Source organism: Bradyrhizobium sp. (assembly GCF_035484855.1).
Lineage (GTDB): Bacteria > Pseudomonadota > Alphaproteobacteria > Rhizobiales > Xanthobacteraceae > Bradyrhizobium.
Genome location: NZ_DATHOP010000218.1, coordinates 1 through 17,256 on the forward strand (window position 1 = coordinate 1; position 17,256 = coordinate 17,256).

Here is a 17,256-nt window from a genome sequence, read left to right on the forward strand (position 1 = left end):
GGGGTAGGTGCGCTCAAGGAACCACTTGATCAGTTTTCGCGAACGCAAGCGAAGCAACCCCCAAGGCTACGCAGAACCAGTTGCCCCGGATTGCTTCGTCGCAGGCGCTTAATCCCGCGCCTGCGGTTGGTAATCACCGCACGTAGAGGACGACGCTGGCAATGACGAGCATTGCCGTCACTGCCATCATCTGCGCGAGTGCCTCCGAGGCCGCCTTTTTACTGGCGTCCTTCATGTCATTCTCCCTAGACTCGGGCCTGGGTGACCCGGATATGGGCGCGTTTCATCGTGGCCCGCAAAGGCCCGACAACCGCCTGGATTTTACTCGGAACACCCCACGACGAGTATTCGCTTTGATTGAGTCCCCACTCAGCGAACATCGACGGGGGTAAGGTCGTTTAGCAATAAGGCGGCATTTTGGCTCGCCTGTAGCGGGTTTATGCGCGAGACAAGGAATTTTGAGAGCGGCTTCGAGCTTGGCGGGGGACACCCACCGTTGATCGGCCAAGGCGGCGGGGATACGGTTTTTGGAAAATCCGCCATCTGACAAGGCGGTTCAAAACATATGCTGGAGGTGACCCATGGCCCGTATCGAGTATTGCGACACGTCGAAATCGAACGAACGGACGAAGGAAATTCTGGGCAAGAACCGCAACGCCAACATCTTTCGCATGATGGCGCACTCGCCGAAATATTTCGAACAATATTGCCGGCTCGGTGGTGCGATCCGCCACAGGGGCGAACTCGATCCGGTGGTGCGGGAACTTGCGATCACCCGCACGGGGATCCTCTGCGAGGCGCCCTACGAGGTGGTTGCGCACAAGCGCATCGGCAAGAATGTCGGCGTCACCGATGAGCAGAACGCCGCGCTCGAGGACTGGAAATCCGCAGGCTGCTTCAATGAAACGCAGCGCGCGGCGCTCGCCTTTACCGATGAGATCGTGAAGCTGCGCCGCCCCACCGACGCGACCTTCAACGCGATTGCCGCCAAACTGACGCCGGCGGCGCTGGTCGAGCTGCAGCTCTCGGTCGGCTTCTACATCATGACGTCGAAATTTCTGGAAACCTTTGCCATCGACATGCAGCCGGTGACGGAAGTGGTGTAGGCGCTACGCCGCCAGCAGCTTGTCGAATTCGGCGGGTTCCAGCGTTTTTCCCGCTTCATCTGTAATGACGACCTGCCATCCCTCGCTGGCCCAGACGCGCGCCTTGGCGATCGCGATCAGCACGCTCATCCGTTCGCACTTGACGGTCTCGTTCTCTCTTACCGCTACGATATGATAGGCCAAGTGACGCACTCCCCGAATGAACTGCGCTTGATCTGGTCACGCCGGTTTGGCCGCATTTCGCTGTCAAAATGACGATTTGGCGACAAAGCGTGGCAAAATGCGCGCCCCGCGCCGTGTCATTACTGTGACGATGCCCGCTTGCCGGAACTTACGTCGCCGACAACAGATTGACCCTCTCGTTGGCCACGATCAGCCGGTCGGCGAGCAGCTGTGCGAGATTGCGCATGATGCGTTCGCCGGTGCTCGGATGCGCCTCGCGAAAGCGCTGGAAATCGTCGAGCGGAATTTCCAGGGCGGTGACGGATTTGTCGGCCTCGACATCGGCGGAACGATGCGCTTCCAGCAGCGACATTTCGCCAAACGCCATGCCGGCGGTGATCGTCGCGAGCCTGATACCACCGGGCAGCTTGACGTGGACGACGCCGCTTCGCAGGAAAAACAGCGAACGCGCGGGTTCGCTCGCGGCGATGATCTTCTCGCCGGCGTGATAGGTCCTGATCGTGCCGAGCGCGGCGAGCCGCGCCAACTCGTCCTCATCAAGCCCGGCCAGCAGCGGTTGCTCGGACAATTCGGTCACCTCAAGCGTATCGATCGCCCCGCCATGGCGGTAGACGATCTGGTCCTCGGCCCATTCGATGGCGTCGTCGAGCACAGGGAAATTGCGCAAATTCGAGATGCCCGCGATCCACTCGCCGAGCGGTTCCCATTGCGGCGAGGCGCGCTTGATCCCGGAGATGATCACCGTGACATTGAACACGGCGAGTTCGCGAAGACCTTCGGCGAGCAGCCGTGCGCCGGCGCGGGTGATCGCGGCGACCCGGCGCAGGTCGAAGATGATGAAATGCGGCCGCGGTTTGGCGGCGAGCTGGCGCGAAACATAGTCGACGTTGGAAAAGGTCAGCGTCCCGACCAGTTCGATGACGCGGACATCACTCTGATGGGCGGCGAGAATCTTCTGCTCGTGCGGCCGGCGGCTGCGCCGCGACGGGCTTTTGCCGATATGATAGTCGGCGATGATGCTGTTGCGCGCGTCGTCGCTGCGGTTGAGCATGTGCAGATCGTAGTGCAGCGACAATGCCTCGCACACCTTGATGCCGCGGACGCTGTTGCCATGGCCGTCGAGCCGCGGCGAGTAGCTGCCGAGCCCGAGCCGCGCCGGCAGCGCCGCCAGGATGCCGCCGCCGACGCCGCTCTTGGCGGGGATGCCGACGCGATAGATCCATTCGCCGGCATAGTCGTACATGCCCGACGATGTCATCACCGACAGCGCGCGGGAAATCGCGTAAGGCGTCAGCACCTGCTCGCCTGTCACGGGGTTAATACCGCGATTGGCCAGCGTCGCGGCCATCACGGCGATATCGCGCGCCGTCACCAGCACGGAGCATTGCCGGAAATAGACCTTGAGCACCTCTGCCACGTCGTCCTTGATCACGGTGGAGTTGCGCAAGAGATAGGCGATGGCGCGGTTGCGGTCGCCGGTCGCGCTCTCGGAGGCATAGACGGCTTCGTCGATCTCGAGTTCGCGCCCGGCGAATCGGCCAAGTGCCTGGCGGATAAACTCGAAGGCGCCATCGCCTTTGGCCTGATGGATTAAGCCGGAGCAAGCGATCGCGCCGGCATTGACCATGGGATTGAAGGGATGGTTGTCGGCGTTGAGCCGGATGGAATTGAAGGGGTCGCCCGACGGCTCGACGCCGATTTGGCTTTCAACCTCGGCCGCCCCCAGCGTATCCAGCGCCAGCGCGAACACGAACGGCTTTGACATCGACTGGATCGTGAAGGGAATGCGGCTGTCGCCGACCTCATAGACATGCCCGTCCAGCGTGGCGAGGGCAATGCCGAAATGATCGGGGTCGGCCTTGCCGAGCTCGGGAATATAATTGGCGACGTTGCCGCCGGTCTCGGCGGAAAAATCGGCGTGGCAGGCGGCAAGAAACCGCAGCAGCGGCGATTTCAGGGCCGCCCAGCTGTCGGCATGTTGGGCCGCGGCCGAATGCGATGTGTTCATTGCCTTGTCCTGACGTGCGAAGTCGCTCGCGCCGGCCTGATTTTACGTCGCATCGGGCGGAGCTGATACCGGCCTGATGGCCTTATATCAGGCAGGGAGTGCGGGAACGGCGTGTCAGGTTTCGAGGATCGCCAACACCTGACCTTCCGCAACGACGTCGTCGATGCTGACGAGGATCGATTTGAGCTTTCCCGCGGCCGGCGAAGCCACCGGGATTTCCATCTTCATGGCCTCGACGAAGGCGATGTCGTCGCCATCGCCGACGTTGCCGCCGACTTCGACCGGCAGCGCGCAGACGCGCCCGGCGACCTCGGTCACGATCTTGATCTCGGGCATTGCCTTCTCCGGGACAGCCGCGGCGCGCCGGGAATGCGCGCATCGATGGGGGCGGACGCCCTCGGCTTCTTGTTGTGGCGGCAGATTGCCTGAGGTAGCTTGTTCTGCAAGTGGAATTTTGTTCCGCAATGCGGAATAAACCGGCAGGCAAAATCACATGGGAAGACGCTCGGAACGGCTTAGCAAACAGGGAATGCTCGCGAGCGATCTCACAGGCGAGGGCGACGTCATCCAGGTGGTGTCGCGCGCCTTTGACGTCCTGCGCTGCTTCGAGAGCCATGAGGCGCGGCTCGGCAATCTGGAGATTTCCAGCCGCTGCGGCCTGCCGCGTTCCACCGTGTCGCGGCTGACCCATACGCTGACCCGGATGGGACAACTGGTGTATCTGCCGCGCGACCAGAAATACCGCATCGGCCCGAGCGCGGTCGCCATGAGCACCTCGATGATGCGCGGCCTGCAATTGCGCAACCTGATCCGGTCGCGGCTGCAGGATGTCGCCGAGCAATTACCGGGAACCGTCGGCTTTGTGATTCCGGATCGTTTCAACCTGGTCTATCTCGAGGTCGGCCGCGCCGCCAATGCGCTCGGCCTGAGTTCGACCTCGGGCAGCCGCATCGCCATGGTCAGCACCGCGGCGGGACACGCCTATACCGCAGCCCTCGATCCCGAGGTGGGCGATGCGTTGCTCGCGGAAATGGAGCGCGAAATCCCGGAAGGCGCAAAACTGCTACGGCCGCGGCTGGAAGCCAACCGCCGCTTCCTGCGCGAGCACGGCTATGTCGTGGCCTGCGGCTTGTGGAGCCCACATATCAACGGCCTTGCGGTGCCGCTATGGTCGCCGCAATACCAGACCTTCGTCGTGGTCACGATCGGGCTTCTGGCGGCGATGTATGACGAGAAGCGGCTGCACAAGGAGGTCGCGCCAAAGCTACTGGAACTGAGTGCCGCGATCGGCAGCATGATCGACGGCGCGGACGGCGAGCTGTTCAGCGATCGGGTCGAGAGGAAGCCGCTTCCGGTCGCCAACCACAAGAACAAGATGATCAGGACGGAGGATACGAATGAACTGGAAGCCGGAACTCGACGACCTCGCCCGGCGCGAAGCGTTCGCGCGCGAGATGGGCGGCGTTGACAAGGTCAAGCGGCAACGCGACCAGGGCCGGCTCACCGTCCGCGAAAGGATCGACAAGCTCGTCGATGCCAAGAGCTTCCATGAGGTCGGCGCGATTGCCGGCGTCGGCGAATATGACGAGCACGGCGAACTCAAGCACCTGACGCCGGCCAATTGCGTGTTCGGCCGCGGCAAGATCGACGGCCGCACCGTCGTCGTGGTCGGCGACGATTTCACCGTGCGCGGCGGCTCGGCGGATGCCTCGATCAAGGCCAAGCCGCTGATGGCCGAGGAAATGGCGCATGATTTCCGCTTGCCCATCATCCGCATCATCGAAGGCTCCGGCGGCGGCGGTTCGGTGAAAACCATCGAAACCAAGGGCGCGGCCAATCTGCCCGGCGGTATCGGCGGCAACCGCGCCTATTTGTACACGACGGCGAACATGGCCCGCGTGCCGGTGGTGGGGCTGGGGCTCGGCTCGGTCGCGGGGCTTGGCGCGGCGCGGCTTGCCGCCAGCCATTATTCGATCATGACCAGGAATTCCGCGATGTTCGTCGCAGGCCCGCCGGTGGTCAAACGTCTGGGCCAGGATCTTTCAAAGCAGGAACTCGGCGGCGCCGATATCCAGACCCGCGCCGGCGGCGTCGACGATGCCGTCGATACCGAAGAGGAGGCGTTCGAGCGCGTCCGGCGTTTTCTCTCTTACCTGCCGTCGTCGGTCTTTGAATTGCCGCCGACGCTTGCCTGCGACGACGATCCCGAACGATCGGAAGAGTCGCTGATGAAGGCGGTGCCGCGCAACCGCCGCCAGGTCTACAAGATGCGCCCCATCATCGACGCGGTCGTCGACAAGGGTTCGTTCTTCGAGGTCAATTGCAATTTCGGCCGGCCGATGATCACGGGCCTGGCGCGGCTGGAGGGCCGCGCGGTGATGCTGCTCGCCAGCGACTCCTTCCACTACGGCGGATCGTGGACGGCGGAGGCCTGCCAGAAGGTGGTGCGCTGGGTCGATTTCGCGGAGACCTTCCATCTGCCGGTGGTCTATCTGATGGATTGCCCGGGTTTCATGATCGGCCTGGAAGCCGAGAAGGCGGCGACCATCCGCCACGGCGTGCGTGCGATGGCGGCCGTGAACCAGTCTACCGTGCCCTGGTGCACCATCATCGTGCGCAATTCCTTCGGCGTCGCCGGCGTGGTGCATCAGCCGGCGGACCGCTACTCGTTTCGCTATGCCTGGCCGTCGGCCTATTGGGGCTCGCTGCCGCTGGAAGGCGGCATCGAGGCCGCCTACCGCGCCGACATCGACGCCTCGGACGATCCGGCGGCGAAACTGCAGGAGATCGAGGACCGTCTCAACAAACTGCGTTCGCCGTTTCGTTCGGCCGAAAAATTCTGGGTCGAGGAGATCATCGACCCGCGCAAGACCCGCTCGCTGCTCTGCGAATTCGCACGCCTCGCCGAGCCGCTGCGCACGCCGGGGCCGGCGACGAACATGACGATCAGGCCGTAATATTTGATGAACTGGTCATTCCGGGATGGTCCGAAGGACCAGACCCGGAATCTCGAGATTCCGGGTTCGATGCTGCGCATCGCCCCGGAATGACGAACTCACGCCACCACCGCCTTCACCGGCCGCGAGATCGCCAGCACGATCAACGCCGCGACCACACACAGCGCGCCGGCGACGAAGAACGCCGGCAGGTAGGTCGCAAGCAGCGTCCGCGACAGGCCGGCGCCGAAGGCGGCGGTCGCGGCTCCCAGTTGATGGCCGGCAAAGATCCAGCCGAACACCAGGTTGGCGCGCTCCGGTCCGAACCGTTGCGCCGTCAGCCGCACCGTCGGCGGCACGGTGGCGATCCAGTCCAGCCCATAAAACATCGCAAACAGCGACAGGCCGTAGAACGAGAAATCGGTGAAGGGAAGGAACAACAGCGAAAGCCCGCGCAGGCCGTAATACCAGAACAGCAGATAGCGATTGTCGAAACGGTCCGACAGCCAGCCCGAGCCGATGGTGCCGAAGAAATCGAACACGCCCATCGCGGCGAGCAGGCTTGCGGCCTGCACCTGCGGAATGCCGAAATCGAGACACATCGGAATCAGATGCACCTGGACCAGCCCGTTGGTGGAGGCGCCGCAGATGAAGAACGTCGCAAACAGGATCCAGAACACCCGCTGCTTTGCGGCATCGCGCAGCGTGCCGAGCGCGGCCGCCATGATCGGCGCCGTGTTGGGAGGCGGCGGCGCAAGCGGTTCTGTCCCCTCATCGCCGAACGGCCGCAAGCCGAGATCGCCGGGCCGATCGCGCATCAGCAGCAGCACCGCCGTTGCCGAGACGCCGAGCATCACGCAGATCAGCCCCAGCGCGATCCGCCAGCCCATCCGTTCGGTGATGGCTGCGAGCAGCGGCAGGAACACCAGCTGTCCCGTTGCCACGCTCGCGGTGAGAATGCCGACCACGAGCCCCCGCCGCGCCGCGAACCAGCGCGCGGCGATGGTCGCGCCCAAAACCAGCGCCGTCATGCCGGTGCCGATGCCGATCACCACGCCCCACAGCAGCATCAATTGCCAGACTTGCGTCATGGCAAGCGACGTCACCAATGCTGAGGCCACGATCAACAGCGCCGACAGCGTCACATTGCGCAGGCCGTAGCGGTTCAACAGCGCGGCCGCGAAGGGTGCCATCAGCCCGAACAGGATGAAGCGGATCGAGAGCGCCGAGGAGATCTCGGCCGTGGTCCAGCCGAACTCATGCTGCAGCGGCACGATGAACACGCCGGGCGCGCCGACCGTGCCGGCCGAGATCAGCGAGGTGAAGAAGGTGACGGCGACCATCACCCAGCCGTAATGGATATCGCGGCGGGCGAGCGCGGCCGACAGCCAGTTCGAGATCATGAGAGGTCCTTGCCGGAGGTTGGGATGAAGATAACGAAGATGAAGTGTCGCAAACTAGAGCATGATGTTTTGAAGTTGGATCGATTCGTCCCGTAAGCGCGAGGCATTAACGATCTCGTATCCCGGACCCGGCATTGCGTTCCTTCGGCGGTGCGCGGCAGGGCCTGGACAAAAAATCGCGAAAACAACCCCATGCAAAGGAGAGTGGAACCCGGCTAACGCGCCGATTCTGAATGATCGGAACTGAGTCCGAAATGCCTAATTTCCCTCAATTCAGGACATAGCGGACGCGAATGGCGAATAGCGAATGGAAAAGCGCTACTCGCTATTCGCCACTCGCCTTTAATGCACCATGCGCTCCACCGCAATCGCGGTGGCTTCGCCGCCGCCGATGCACAGCGCCGCGATGCCGCGTTTCAGGTTGTGCGCTTCCAGCGCATGCAGCAATGTCACGATCAGGCGCGCGCCGGTGGCGCCAATGGGATGGCCGAGCGCGCAGGCGCCGCCATTGATGTTGAGTTTGTCGCGCGGAATTCCGAGATCGCGCTGCGCCGCCATCGGCACTACCGCGAACGCCTCGTTGATCTCGAACAGGTCAACGTCACCGACGCTCCAGCCGACTTTCTCGAGCAGCTTGCGGATCGCCGGGATCGGCGCGGTGGTGAACCATTGCGGTTCCTGGCTGTGGGTGGCGTGGCCCTTGATCTCGGCGAGTGTCGGCAGGCCGTCGCGATCGGCGAGCGAGCGCTTGGTCAGGATCAAGGCAGCGGCGCCGTCGGCATTCGCCGAGGAGGCGGCGGGCGTGATGGTGCCGTTGGGCCGGAACGCCGGTTTCAGCCCCGGAATTTTCGCAGGGTCGACCTTCATCGGAATCTCGTCATTGCCGATCACGCGCGGACCGGCCTTTTCCTTCACCGTGAGCGGCACGATCTCGGCCTTGAACGCGCCGCCTTCGACCGCCTTGCGGGCGCGCGTCAGCGTCTCCATGGCATAAGCGTCCTGCTCGGCGCGGGTGAATTGATAGGCTTCGGCAGTGGCCTCGCCGAAATCGCCCATCGAGCGGCCGGCCTCGTAGGCATCCTCCAGCCCGTCCATCATCATGTGATCGATGATGCGGTCATGGCCGGCGCGATAGCCGGCGCGCGCCTTCGCCAGCAGATAGGGCGCGTTCGTCATGCTCTCCATGCCGCCGGACACCACGATACCGGCAGAGCCCGCATTGATAATGTCATGCGCCAACATCGTGGCTTTCATGCCGGAGCCGCAGACCTTGTTGATGGTGGTGGCGCCGGTCGCGTCAGGCAGCTTGGCGCCGCGGGCGGCCTGCCGCGCCGGGGCCTGACCCTGGCCGGCCGGCAGCACGCAGCCCATGAACACCTCGTCGATTCGATGAGGCGACAATTTTGCGCGCTCGACCGCGGCGCCGATGACGTGGGAACCCAGCTGATGGGCGGAAAACGGCGCCAGCTCGCCCAAAAACTTGCCGAGCGGGGTGCGGGCGGCGGAAACGATGACGACGGGATCGGAAGCGGCGGCCATGGTGGGCTCCTCAATTTTCGCAGATTGAATTACGTGCATCATATGATGCGCTGCAAAAATTGCAACGGCGGCTCGCGATAAATTGTCGTGAGAGGAGAAAGCCTGGTTTCTTCTTACCCTCCCCTGGGAGGGGCCTGGGAGGGGGAGGGTCGGCTCGCATGAGCGCAGCGAAATGCGAGACGGGGTGGGGTGATCTCTCAACTCGGGCACTGTTCGAGGGGAGAGACTGTCACCCCACCCCGCCGCTCATTTCATTCGCGTCGACCCTCCCCCTTCAGGGCCTTTCAGGGGAGGGTAAACGCACCCGCTGCGACAAGGGGCTACCGCTTGCGGTCGATGAAAGCCTGCATTAGCCGGTGCGGCTCGTCGGTCTGGAACGATTGTCCGAAAACGCCGATGCTCAGGTCGACGGATTCCTTCAGCGGCAATTCCTCCCACTGCCGCAGCAGCGCCTTTTGCGCGCGCAGCGCTTGCGGGCCGCATTCGAGCAGCGCCTTGACCGTCTTCTCGACCGCTTCATCGAGGCCGCCTTCCCCGGCGACCACGTCGACCAGCCCCCAGGCGAGCGCGGTTGCCGCATCGATATTCTCCGCGGTCATCACCAGCCAGCGGGCGCGGCCCCAGCCGATCAGCCGCGGCAACAGCGCGGCATGGATGACCGAGGGAATCCCGACCCGCACCTCCGGCATGCCGAATTTGGCGTCGTGCGCCGCGATCCTGAAATCGCAGGCGGCTGCGACCTCGAGGCCGCCACCGAGGCACCAGCCCGGCATCCGGGCGATGACCGGAGCGGGAAAGGCGCGGACGGCCTCGCAGAGGTCGCGCAATCCCGTGATGAATTTCTCGGCCGAGGCCTGGTCGAGCCGCGCCATTTCCTTGATGTCGGCGCCGCCGATCATGCTTTTCTCGCTCTGGCCCGCGATCACCAGCACCCGGATCTGCCGTTCGGTTGCCAGCACCTGCAGCCCCTCGCGGACCGCTGTGATCACGGCCGAGCCCAGGATGTTGAGGGAACCGGCGTTGCAGATCGTCAGGCGCACCACGCCGCGCGGGTCGCGCTCGACGCCGCAATGGGGATTGAGCATTTGCATGGATATCTCGGCTGTTGCCACCGGTTTCGAACAGCGCTATTCCCGGCCAATTCGCCGGCTTGTCAAGCAGACGCGATAAGCCCGCCACGCCGGCCGGCGGGTCGGCCGTTCACCATCCCGGACGGTGCCCGGGAACCGTCCCGCAAATAGCTGCAGCTTTTGCCGGCCATTTCCGTTATTATATGACTTCAGACATTCAATGGGACCGCCGATGCGCTACTCCAGGGAACACAAGCTCGAAACCCACGCCAGAATCGTGAAGAAGGCCTCGGTGCGGCTTCGCGAAAAGGGCGCGCACGGCATCGGCGTCGCCGACCTGATGAAGGACGCCGGCCTGACCCATGGCGGGTTCTACGCCCATTTCGATTCCCGGGATGCGCTGGTGATCGAGGCCTTTACGCATGCGATGGACCGGGGCACCGAGCACTGGCGCAAACTCGCCGAGCAGACGCCGCCGGAGAAGCGCCTGGCGACCATCGTGGATTCCTACCTGTCGACGCTCCACCGCGACGATCCCGGCCACGGCTGCGCCATTCCCACGCTGGGCGCGGAAATCGCCCGCGAGAGCCCCAGGACTCGCAAGGCCTTTGCCGCCAAGCTGGAGCAGATGATCGACATGCTCGCCGCGCAGGTTCCGGAACTGCCGCGCAAGGCCGCGCGCAAGCAGGCGATGGCTGCGATCGCGACCATGATGGGGACTCTGGTGCTCGCCCGCATCGCCGGGTCAGGCGAATTTTCCGACGAGATTCTGGCCGCCGGCCGCGAGGCCGTGCTCGCGCGGGCTGCGCCGGCAAAACGGGTCGCGAAGAAAGCTGCGGTCAAGAAGGCCGCCACGCCGGCGAGGCACTGATCGGCCCGCGCGGCCTCATTCGACGTTGGTCTTAAGCGCCCGCAAAGCTGGCCCGGTATTATGGCGCGAACGCCACAAGGCCCGCGCCATGATGCCGGAGCGGCCAGATTCCACTCATTTCAAGGTTGCCGCTCCTAGGGTACGATGCCCGAAGGGGAGATTTTGCCATGTCACATTGGGGCTTTTGGGATTGGGTTACCTACGGGTGCCTAGGAATTGCAGCCTTTGGATTGGCGGCGGGCGCTGTCGTAAAGGACAACCCAGCCATGCTTGAGAACTTTCCGACATTCTTCTCAAGCGCCAAGTGGGCCTATGTTCCCATCGTCCTGTTCGCCATTGGAAGTGCCATTCTGGCGATCAGGGCGATTGCCCCGCTCGTAACACACGGCTCCAAAGAAACTGCAGCGGACGACACTGCGACCTTGTTGCCCGCTATTCCGACATCGCTAACAATAAGGTTTGTTGATCCAAACAATGCGATCCACATCTCCGGTGAAAATATTAAGAGATGGTATTTCTTACAGAACCGTATGAATGTTCAGTCGATTGACCCCAAAAAGCCGACTCTGCCGCCAAAGATAGACACTCGGGTTATTTGGAATCTTGTAATCGTTTTTGATAAATTGTCGGGCATTAAGCAACTAAAGGTTTCCGGTGGTCCTGATCTGCCTCAATACCAAATCAACGTCTTCGATCCTATTTATGCTGTGATTGTCTTCAATGGGGAGATGACAGGTAAAACGGTCACCATAGAAGCCCTGATCTAAATCTCATCCAACACCACCCCCTCAATCTCCATCGCTGCAAGACAGGCTAAAAAGAACGTTGCCGCAAACGTTCCCCGTTTCAGTTTCATGGGCGTTTGCGCCATAATACCGGCCACACCCGCATTTTCGCAAATCCGCCGCGCGCGGAAACCCTTTCCAAATGCTGCAAAGCCTGCAAGATGCCGCAAAATCCGGCTTCGGGAGGTACGCATGCGCACGATCGGACATTTTATCGGCGGCCGCGAGGTCAAGGGCGCCTCGGGACGGTCCGCGGACGTCTTTGAACCGATGACGGGCACCGTCCAGGCCCAGGTGGCGCTGGGCTCAAAAGCCGAACTGCGCGCCGCGGTCGAGAATGCTTTAGCCGCGCAACCGGAGTGGGCTGCGACCAACCCGCAGCGCCGGGTTCGTGTCCTCATGAAATTCCTGGAACTGGTGGCGCGGGACAATGACGCGCTCGCCGAACTGCTGGCGCGCGAGCATGGCAAGACCATTCCCGACGCCAAGGGCGATATTCTGCGCGGCGTCGAGGTCGTGGAATTCGCTCTCGGCATTCCACAGATGATGAAGGGCGAATATACCGAAGGTGCCGGGCCCGGCATCGACATCTATTCGATGCGCCAGCCGCTCGGCGTCGTCGCCGGCATCACGCCGTTCAATTTCCCGGCGATGATCCCGATGTGGAAATTCGCGCCCGCGATCGCCTGCGGCAACGCGTTCGTGCTGAAACCCTCGGAGCGCGATCCCGGTGTGCCGATGGCGCTCGCGAAGCTGATGCTCGAGGCCGGGCTGCCGCCGGGCATCCTCAATGTCGTCAACGGCGACAAGGAAGCCGTGGACGCGATTCTCGACGATCCCGACATTGCCGCGGTCGGCTTTGTCGGCTCGTCCTCGATCGCGCAGTATATCTATGAGCGGGCCGCGGCGAGCGGCAAGCGGGCGCAGTGTTTTGGCGGCGCCAAGAACCACGCCATCGTCATGCCGGATGCCGACATGGACCAGACGGTCGATGCGCTGGTCGGCGCCGGATATGGTGCGGCGGGCGAACGCTGCATGGCGGTGTCGGTTGCGGTCCCCGTCGGCAAGACCACGGCCGACCGGCTGATGGAAAAGCTCATTCCCCGGGTCGAGAACCTGAAAATCGGCCCCTCGATCGATCCAACCGCCGATTTCGGTCCGCTGGTGACCAGGGCCGCGCTGGAGCGGGTCAAGAATTATGTCGAGATCGGCATCAAGGAAGGCGCCAAGCTCGCGGTCGACGGCCGCGGCTTCAAGATGCAGGGCTATGAAAACGGGTTTTATATGGGCGGGTGCCTGTTCGACCATGTGACAAAAGATATGCGGATCTACAAGGAAGAGATTTTTGGTCCCGTGCTCTCGGTGGTGCGCGCCCACGATTACAACGAGGCGCTGGCGCTGCCGTCCGAGCACGAATACGGCAACGGCGTTGCGATCTTCACCCGCGACGGCGACGCCGCGCGCGATTTCGCGGCCCGGGTCAATGTCGGCATGGTCGGCATCAACGTGCCGATACCGGTGCCGGTGTCGTATTATACGTTCGGCGGCTGGAAGCGTTCCGGCTTCGGCGATCTCAACCAGTATGGGCCGGATTCGGTGCGCTTCTATACCAAGACCAAGACGGTGACCTCGCGCTGGCCCTCCGGCGTCAAGGAAGGCGCGGAGTTCTCGATTCCGACGATGAATTGAGGTAGTGTCCGAACCGGATATTCGCGGAGAAACCTAATGGCACAGGCAGAGATAGACAGCCGCGTTGCTGAACTGGAAGCTGCGTTCGAGCGCCGCGCCCGCGCGAATGGCCGCACCTTCGAGCAGGAAGTCGAGTTCCTGCTGGAGCGCGGGAGGAAATTCACGCCCGAAGAGGGCGTGGCCGTGTCGCGGTATTTTCATTCGCGCTGCAACGGCGTTCAACCGTCCCTGACGTTGGATGAGATCAGAGAAGGCTTGATGTGAGGACGTTGGTCGTTGACGCGAGCGTAGCGGTCAAATGGCTTGTGCTTGAAGAGATGTCTAACGTAGCTAAGGAGCTGTATGGTAGCGGAGATCATCTCGTCGCACCGCGGTTGATCACGACTGAGATCGCCAATGCGCTCGCTCGCAAGACAATGCAAGGAATGCTGTCTCGTCATGAAGCGAAGTATCATTTCAGCTCTCTGCCGCAGTTTCTACCCGATCTGATGGATATCGACGAACTGATCGAGCCCGCATTTGAACATGCCTGCACCCTGCGGCATCCGATCTATGACTTGATCTATCTCGAGGCAGCGCGAAAAGTCGATGCGCAGCTTGTCACCGCGGATCGCAGGTTCGCGGCAAAAATTGCCGGCACCGATCTCGCTCGTCATGTGACGCTGCTTTCCGACTGGCGGCCCGAATGATGCAATTCGCACTCAACGAGGACCAGATCGCGGTTCGCGATATGGCGCGGGATTTCGCCGCGGAAAAAATCGCGCCGCACGCGATTCGCTGGGATGAGGAGAAGTATTTTCCGGTCGATGTGATGCGCGAGGCCGCCAAGCTCGGCATCGGCGGGGTCTACATCCGCGACGACGTCGGCGGTTCGGCGCTGACGCGGTTCGACGCGGCGCTGATCTTCGAGGCGCTGGCGCAGGGTTGTCCGACGGTGTCGGCGTTCATCTCGATCCACAACATGGCGTCCTGGATGATCGACGCTTACGGCAGCGACGCCCAGCGCCAAAAGTGGCTGCCGAAACTCTGCACCATGGAATTGCTGGCGAGCTATTGCCTCACCGAACCCGGCTCGGGATCGGATGCCGCTGCGCTGCGCACCCGCGCGGTACGCGACGGCGACCATTACGTGCTCAACGGCCAGAAGCAGTTCATTTCCGGCGCCGGCCGCGGCGACGTCTATGTGGTGATGGTGCGGACCGGTGAGGGCGGACCCGGCGGCATTTCGACGCTGGTGGTCGAAGGCGACACGCCGGGCCTGTCGCTCGGCGCCAATGAGCGGAAGATGGGCTGGAACGCGCAGCCGACGCGCGCGGTGATTTTTGAGAATGCGCGCGTGCCGGTCGCCAACCGGCTCGGCGAGGAAGGCATCGGCTTCAAGATCGCGATGGCCGGCCTCGATGGCGGCCGCATCAATATCGCGGCCTGTTCGCTTGGTGGAGCGCAATGCGCGCTCGACAAGTCGCTGGCCTATATGAGGGAGCGAAAGGCCTTCGGCAAACGCCTCGACGAATTCCAGGCGCTGCAGTTTCGCCTCGCCGACATGGCGACCGAACTGGAGGCGGCGCGCACCTTCGTCTGGCGCGCGGCGGCCGCCCTCGACCGCAAGGACGCGGATGCCACCATGCTGTGCGCGATGGCCAAGCGCTTCGGCACCGATGTCGGTTTCGAGGTCGCCAACCAGGCGCTGCAGCTGCATGGCGGCTACGGCTATCTCAGCGAATACGGCATCGAGAAGATCGTGCGCGATCTGCGGGTGCACCAGATCCTCGAAGGCACCAACGAGATCATGCGGCTGATCGTATCGCGAAAACTGATCGAGGGCGCGCGATGACGGCGCAAGCCGCCTCTCGCGCGGGCCCCGAACCCGACCTGATCGCGCGGCGCGAGGGCGCGGCCGGCGTCATCCGCCTCAACCGGCCGAAGGCGATCAATGCCGTGACGCTGCCGATGTTTCGCGACATCGACAAGGCGCTGGACCAATTCGAGGCCGATCCCGCGGTCGGCCTGATCCTTTTGGAAGGCGCTGGCGATCGCGGTCTCTGCGCCGGCGGCGATATCCGCGAGCTCTATGAAAGCTCCAAGGTCAAGGGCGATCTCGGCAAGATCCTGTGGCGCGAGGAGTACATCCTCAACGCCCGGATCGCCAAATTCCCAAAACCCTATGTGTCCTTCATGGACGGCATTGTGATGGGCGGCGGCGTCGGCCTCTCGGCGCACAGCAGCCACCGCGTCGTGACCGAGCGGACAAAACTGGCAATGCCGGAAGTCGGTCTCGGCTTTTTCCCCGACGTCGGCGGCACCTGGCTGTTGTCGCGCTCGCCGGGCGAGATCGGCACCTATTTCGGGCTGACCGGCCGAACCATGAATGGTCCCGACGCCGTCTATGCCCGGTTTGCCGACGCGGTGGTCCCCTCGGGCAAACTGGCCGCGTTGCGCGAAACACTGGTCGACCTTCGCGCCGGCGTCAGCGCTGCGGATGTGAAAGCCGCGATCGATGGCTTTGCGACCGGCGAGACATCGGGACCGGTGGCTGCGCTCCAGCCGCAAATCGACCGTTGGTTTGCGCATGACCGGATGGCCGATATCATCGCGGCGCTGCAGCGGGACACCTCGGAGCTGGCGCAATCGACGCTGAAGACGTTGAACGAAAAATCGCCGCGCGGCATGGTGGTCGCGCTAAGACTGCTGCGGCTGGCACGGGGGTCCTCCTCGTTGGAACAATGCCTGGTGCGGGAATATCGCGCCGCGCTGGAAGTGTTTCGCAGCGACGATTTTCGCGAGGGCGTGCGCGCCGCCGTGATCGACAAGGACCGTAATCCCCGATGGTCGCCGCCGCGGATCGAGGATGTGACGCCGGAAATGCTGGCGCCGTATTTTGCCGAAATAGGTGCCGACGAGCTGAAGTTCGATCAATCAAAATAGAAAATTGTCTCGCAGCGGAGGAAGTTTGAGATGGCCACACTCGCATTCATCGGCCTCGGCAACATGGGCGGCCCGATGGCGGCCAATCTGGTCAAGGCAGGCCACAAGGTGGTCGCGTTCGATCTGGTGGAAGCCTCGCGCAACCAGGCCACGAGCGACGGCGCTTCGGTCGCTGAAAGCGCGGCCGCTTCTGTCAAGGGTGCGGACGTCGTGATCACGATGCTGCCCGCGGGCAAGCACGTGCTGTCGGTATGGGGCGACGTCATCGCCTCGATGGCCAAGGGCGCGCTGATCATCGATTGCTCGACCATCGATGTCGAGAGCGCCAAGCAGGCCCATGCGCTGGCGGCCGAACATGGCATCGCCTCGGTCGATGCGCCGGTGTCCGGCGGCACCGGCGGCGCCAAGGGCGCGACGCTGACCTTCATGTGCGGCGGCGAGGACAAGGCGTTCGCGGCGGCAAAGCCGGTGCTGGAAAAGATGGGCAAGAAGATCGTGCATTGCGGCGGCGCCGGAGCCGGGCAGGCGGCGAAGATCTGCAACAACATGATCCTCGGCGTTTCCATGATTGCGGTATCCGAAGCCTTTGCGCTGGCCGAAAAGCTCGGCCTGTCGCATCAGGCACTGTTTGACGTGGCTTCTACCTCGTCGGGGCAATGCTGGTCGCTCACCAGTTATTGTCCGGTGCCCGGCCCGGTGCCGACGTCGCCCGCCAACAACGACTACAAGCCGGGCTTCGCG

The 17,256-nt window shown here is 63.1% G+C and carries 18 protein-coding genes; 11 read left to right on the forward strand and 7 right to left on the reverse strand.

What is annotated here, in order from left to right; all coding sequences use genetic code 11:
- Positions 1-581: 581 nt before the first annotated feature.
- Positions 582-1,106, forward strand: coding sequence for a carboxymuconolactone decarboxylase family protein (locus VK804_RS25290; protein ID WP_325375304.1), 525 nt, complete (start codon positions 582-584; stop codon positions 1,104-1,106).
- A 3-nt stretch (positions 1,107-1,109) separates the two neighbouring features.
- Here the strand turns inward: VK804_RS25290 and VK804_RS25295 are convergent, their stop codons facing one another.
- The 3 genes from VK804_RS25295 to VK804_RS25305 all read right to left on the reverse strand — a co-directional run bounded on the left by VK804_RS25295 (position 1,110) and on the right by VK804_RS25305 (position 3,633).
- Positions 1,110-1,298: a hypothetical protein gene (locus VK804_RS25295; protein ID WP_325375306.1), complete on the reverse strand. Its 189-nt coding sequence runs from the start codon at positions 1,296-1,298 to the stop codon at positions 1,110-1,112.
- 139 nt (positions 1,299-1,437) lie between these two features.
- Positions 1,438-3,297: a glutaminase A gene (gene glsA, locus VK804_RS25300; protein WP_325375308.1), complete on the reverse strand. Its 1,860-nt coding sequence runs from the start codon at positions 3,295-3,297 to the stop codon at positions 1,438-1,440.
- Between the two features lie 114 nt (positions 3,298-3,411).
- On the reverse strand, positions 3,412-3,633 hold the full coding sequence (locus VK804_RS25305) for an acetyl-CoA carboxylase biotin carboxyl carrier protein subunit (protein WP_325375309.1): 222 nt from the start codon (positions 3,631-3,633) through the stop codon (positions 3,412-3,414).
- A gap of 157 nt (positions 3,634-3,790) precedes the next feature.
- On the opposite strand from VK804_RS25305, the gene VK804_RS25310 reads away from it, so the two are divergent.
- Together VK804_RS25310 and VK804_RS25315 are read left to right on the forward strand one after the other, a co-directional pair.
- Positions 3,791-4,765 (forward strand): IclR family transcriptional regulator, encoded by a 975-nt coding sequence (locus VK804_RS25310; RefSeq protein ID WP_325375310.1) that lies wholly within the window; start codon positions 3,791-3,793, stop codon positions 4,763-4,765.
- The gene (locus tag VK804_RS25315) at positions 4,695-6,254 is read left to right on the forward strand and encodes an acyl-CoA carboxylase subunit beta (protein ID WP_325375312.1); all 1,560 of its coding nucleotides are present in this window, start codon (positions 4,695-4,697) and stop codon (positions 6,252-6,254) included. The genes VK804_RS25310 and VK804_RS25315 overlap by 71 nt, the downstream gene beginning before the upstream one ends.
- 98 nt (positions 6,255-6,352) lie before the next feature.
- Here VK804_RS25315 and VK804_RS25320 read toward each other — a convergent pair whose 3' ends face one another.
- The 3 genes from VK804_RS25320 to VK804_RS25330 all read right to left on the reverse strand — a co-directional run bounded on the left by VK804_RS25320 (position 6,353) and on the right by VK804_RS25330 (position 10,266).
- A complete protein-coding gene (locus tag VK804_RS25320) occupies positions 6,353-7,636 on the reverse strand; it encodes an MFS transporter (RefSeq protein WP_325375314.1) in 1,284 nt (427 codons plus the stop codon).
- Positions 7,637-7,978: 342 nt separating this feature from the next.
- Entirely contained in the window at positions 7,979-9,175 is a 1,197-nt protein-coding gene (locus VK804_RS25325; protein WP_325375316.1) for an acetyl-CoA C-acyltransferase, read from the reverse strand.
- 320 nt (positions 9,176-9,495) lie between these two features.
- Positions 9,496-10,266, reverse strand: coding sequence for an enoyl-CoA hydratase (locus tag VK804_RS25330; protein ID WP_325375317.1), 771 nt, complete (start codon positions 10,264-10,266; stop codon positions 9,496-9,498).
- Positions 10,267-10,477: 211 nt separating this feature from the next.
- Here VK804_RS25330 and VK804_RS25335 point away from each other — a divergent pair, with 211 nt between their 5' ends.
- Both VK804_RS25335 and VK804_RS25340 read left to right on the forward strand, forming a co-directional pair.
- Positions 10,478-11,116 carry a TetR/AcrR family transcriptional regulator gene (locus VK804_RS25335; protein WP_325375319.1) on the forward strand — a complete coding sequence of 213 codons (639 nt, stop codon included), beginning with the start codon at positions 10,478-10,480 and terminating at the stop codon, positions 11,114-11,116.
- A gap of 167 nt (positions 11,117-11,283) precedes the next feature.
- Entirely contained in the window at positions 11,284-11,883 is a 600-nt protein-coding gene (locus VK804_RS25340; protein ID WP_325375321.1) for a hypothetical protein, read from the forward strand.
- On the opposite strand, the gene VK804_RS25345 is transcribed toward VK804_RS25340, so the two are convergent.
- Entirely contained in the window at positions 11,880-12,095 is a 216-nt protein-coding gene (locus VK804_RS25345) for a DUF6471 domain-containing protein (protein ID WP_325375323.1), read from the reverse strand. The two genes, VK804_RS25340 and VK804_RS25345, sit on opposite strands and share 4 nt — an antisense overlap.
- Between VK804_RS25345 and VK804_RS25350 the strand changes: the two genes are divergently transcribed.
- From VK804_RS25350 to mmsB, 6 genes are all read left to right on the forward strand, one after another.
- The gene (locus tag VK804_RS25350) at positions 12,094-13,590 is read left to right on the forward strand and encodes a CoA-acylating methylmalonate-semialdehyde dehydrogenase (protein WP_325375325.1); all 1,497 of its coding nucleotides are present in this window, start codon (positions 12,094-12,096) and stop codon (positions 13,588-13,590) included. The genes VK804_RS25345 and VK804_RS25350 overlap by 2 nt on opposite strands.
- Positions 13,591-13,626: 36 nt before the next feature.
- Positions 13,627-13,854, forward strand: a complete 228-nt coding sequence (locus VK804_RS25355; protein WP_325375327.1) for a hypothetical protein — start codon at positions 13,627-13,629, stop codon at positions 13,852-13,854.
- Complete coding sequence (locus VK804_RS25360; RefSeq protein ID WP_325375329.1) at positions 13,851-14,279, forward strand: type II toxin-antitoxin system VapC family toxin; 429 nt, start codon at positions 13,851-13,853, stop codon at positions 14,277-14,279. Before VK804_RS25355 ends, VK804_RS25360 begins: the two co-directional genes overlap by 4 nt.
- Positions 14,279-15,424 (forward strand): isobutyryl-CoA dehydrogenase, encoded by a 1,146-nt coding sequence (locus VK804_RS25365; protein ID WP_325375335.1) that lies wholly within the window; start codon positions 14,279-14,281, stop codon positions 15,422-15,424. Before VK804_RS25360 ends, VK804_RS25365 begins: the two co-directional genes overlap by 1 nt.
- Positions 15,421-16,515 (forward strand): enoyl-CoA hydratase/isomerase family protein, encoded by a 1,095-nt coding sequence (locus tag VK804_RS25370; protein WP_325375331.1) that lies wholly within the window; start codon positions 15,421-15,423, stop codon positions 16,513-16,515. The genes VK804_RS25365 and VK804_RS25370 overlap by 4 nt, the downstream gene beginning before the upstream one ends.
- A 30-nt stretch (positions 16,516-16,545) precedes the next feature.
- The coding region (gene mmsB / locus VK804_RS25375) for a 3-hydroxyisobutyrate dehydrogenase (protein WP_325375333.1) at positions 16,546-17,256 on the forward strand (711 nt) is incomplete at its 3' end.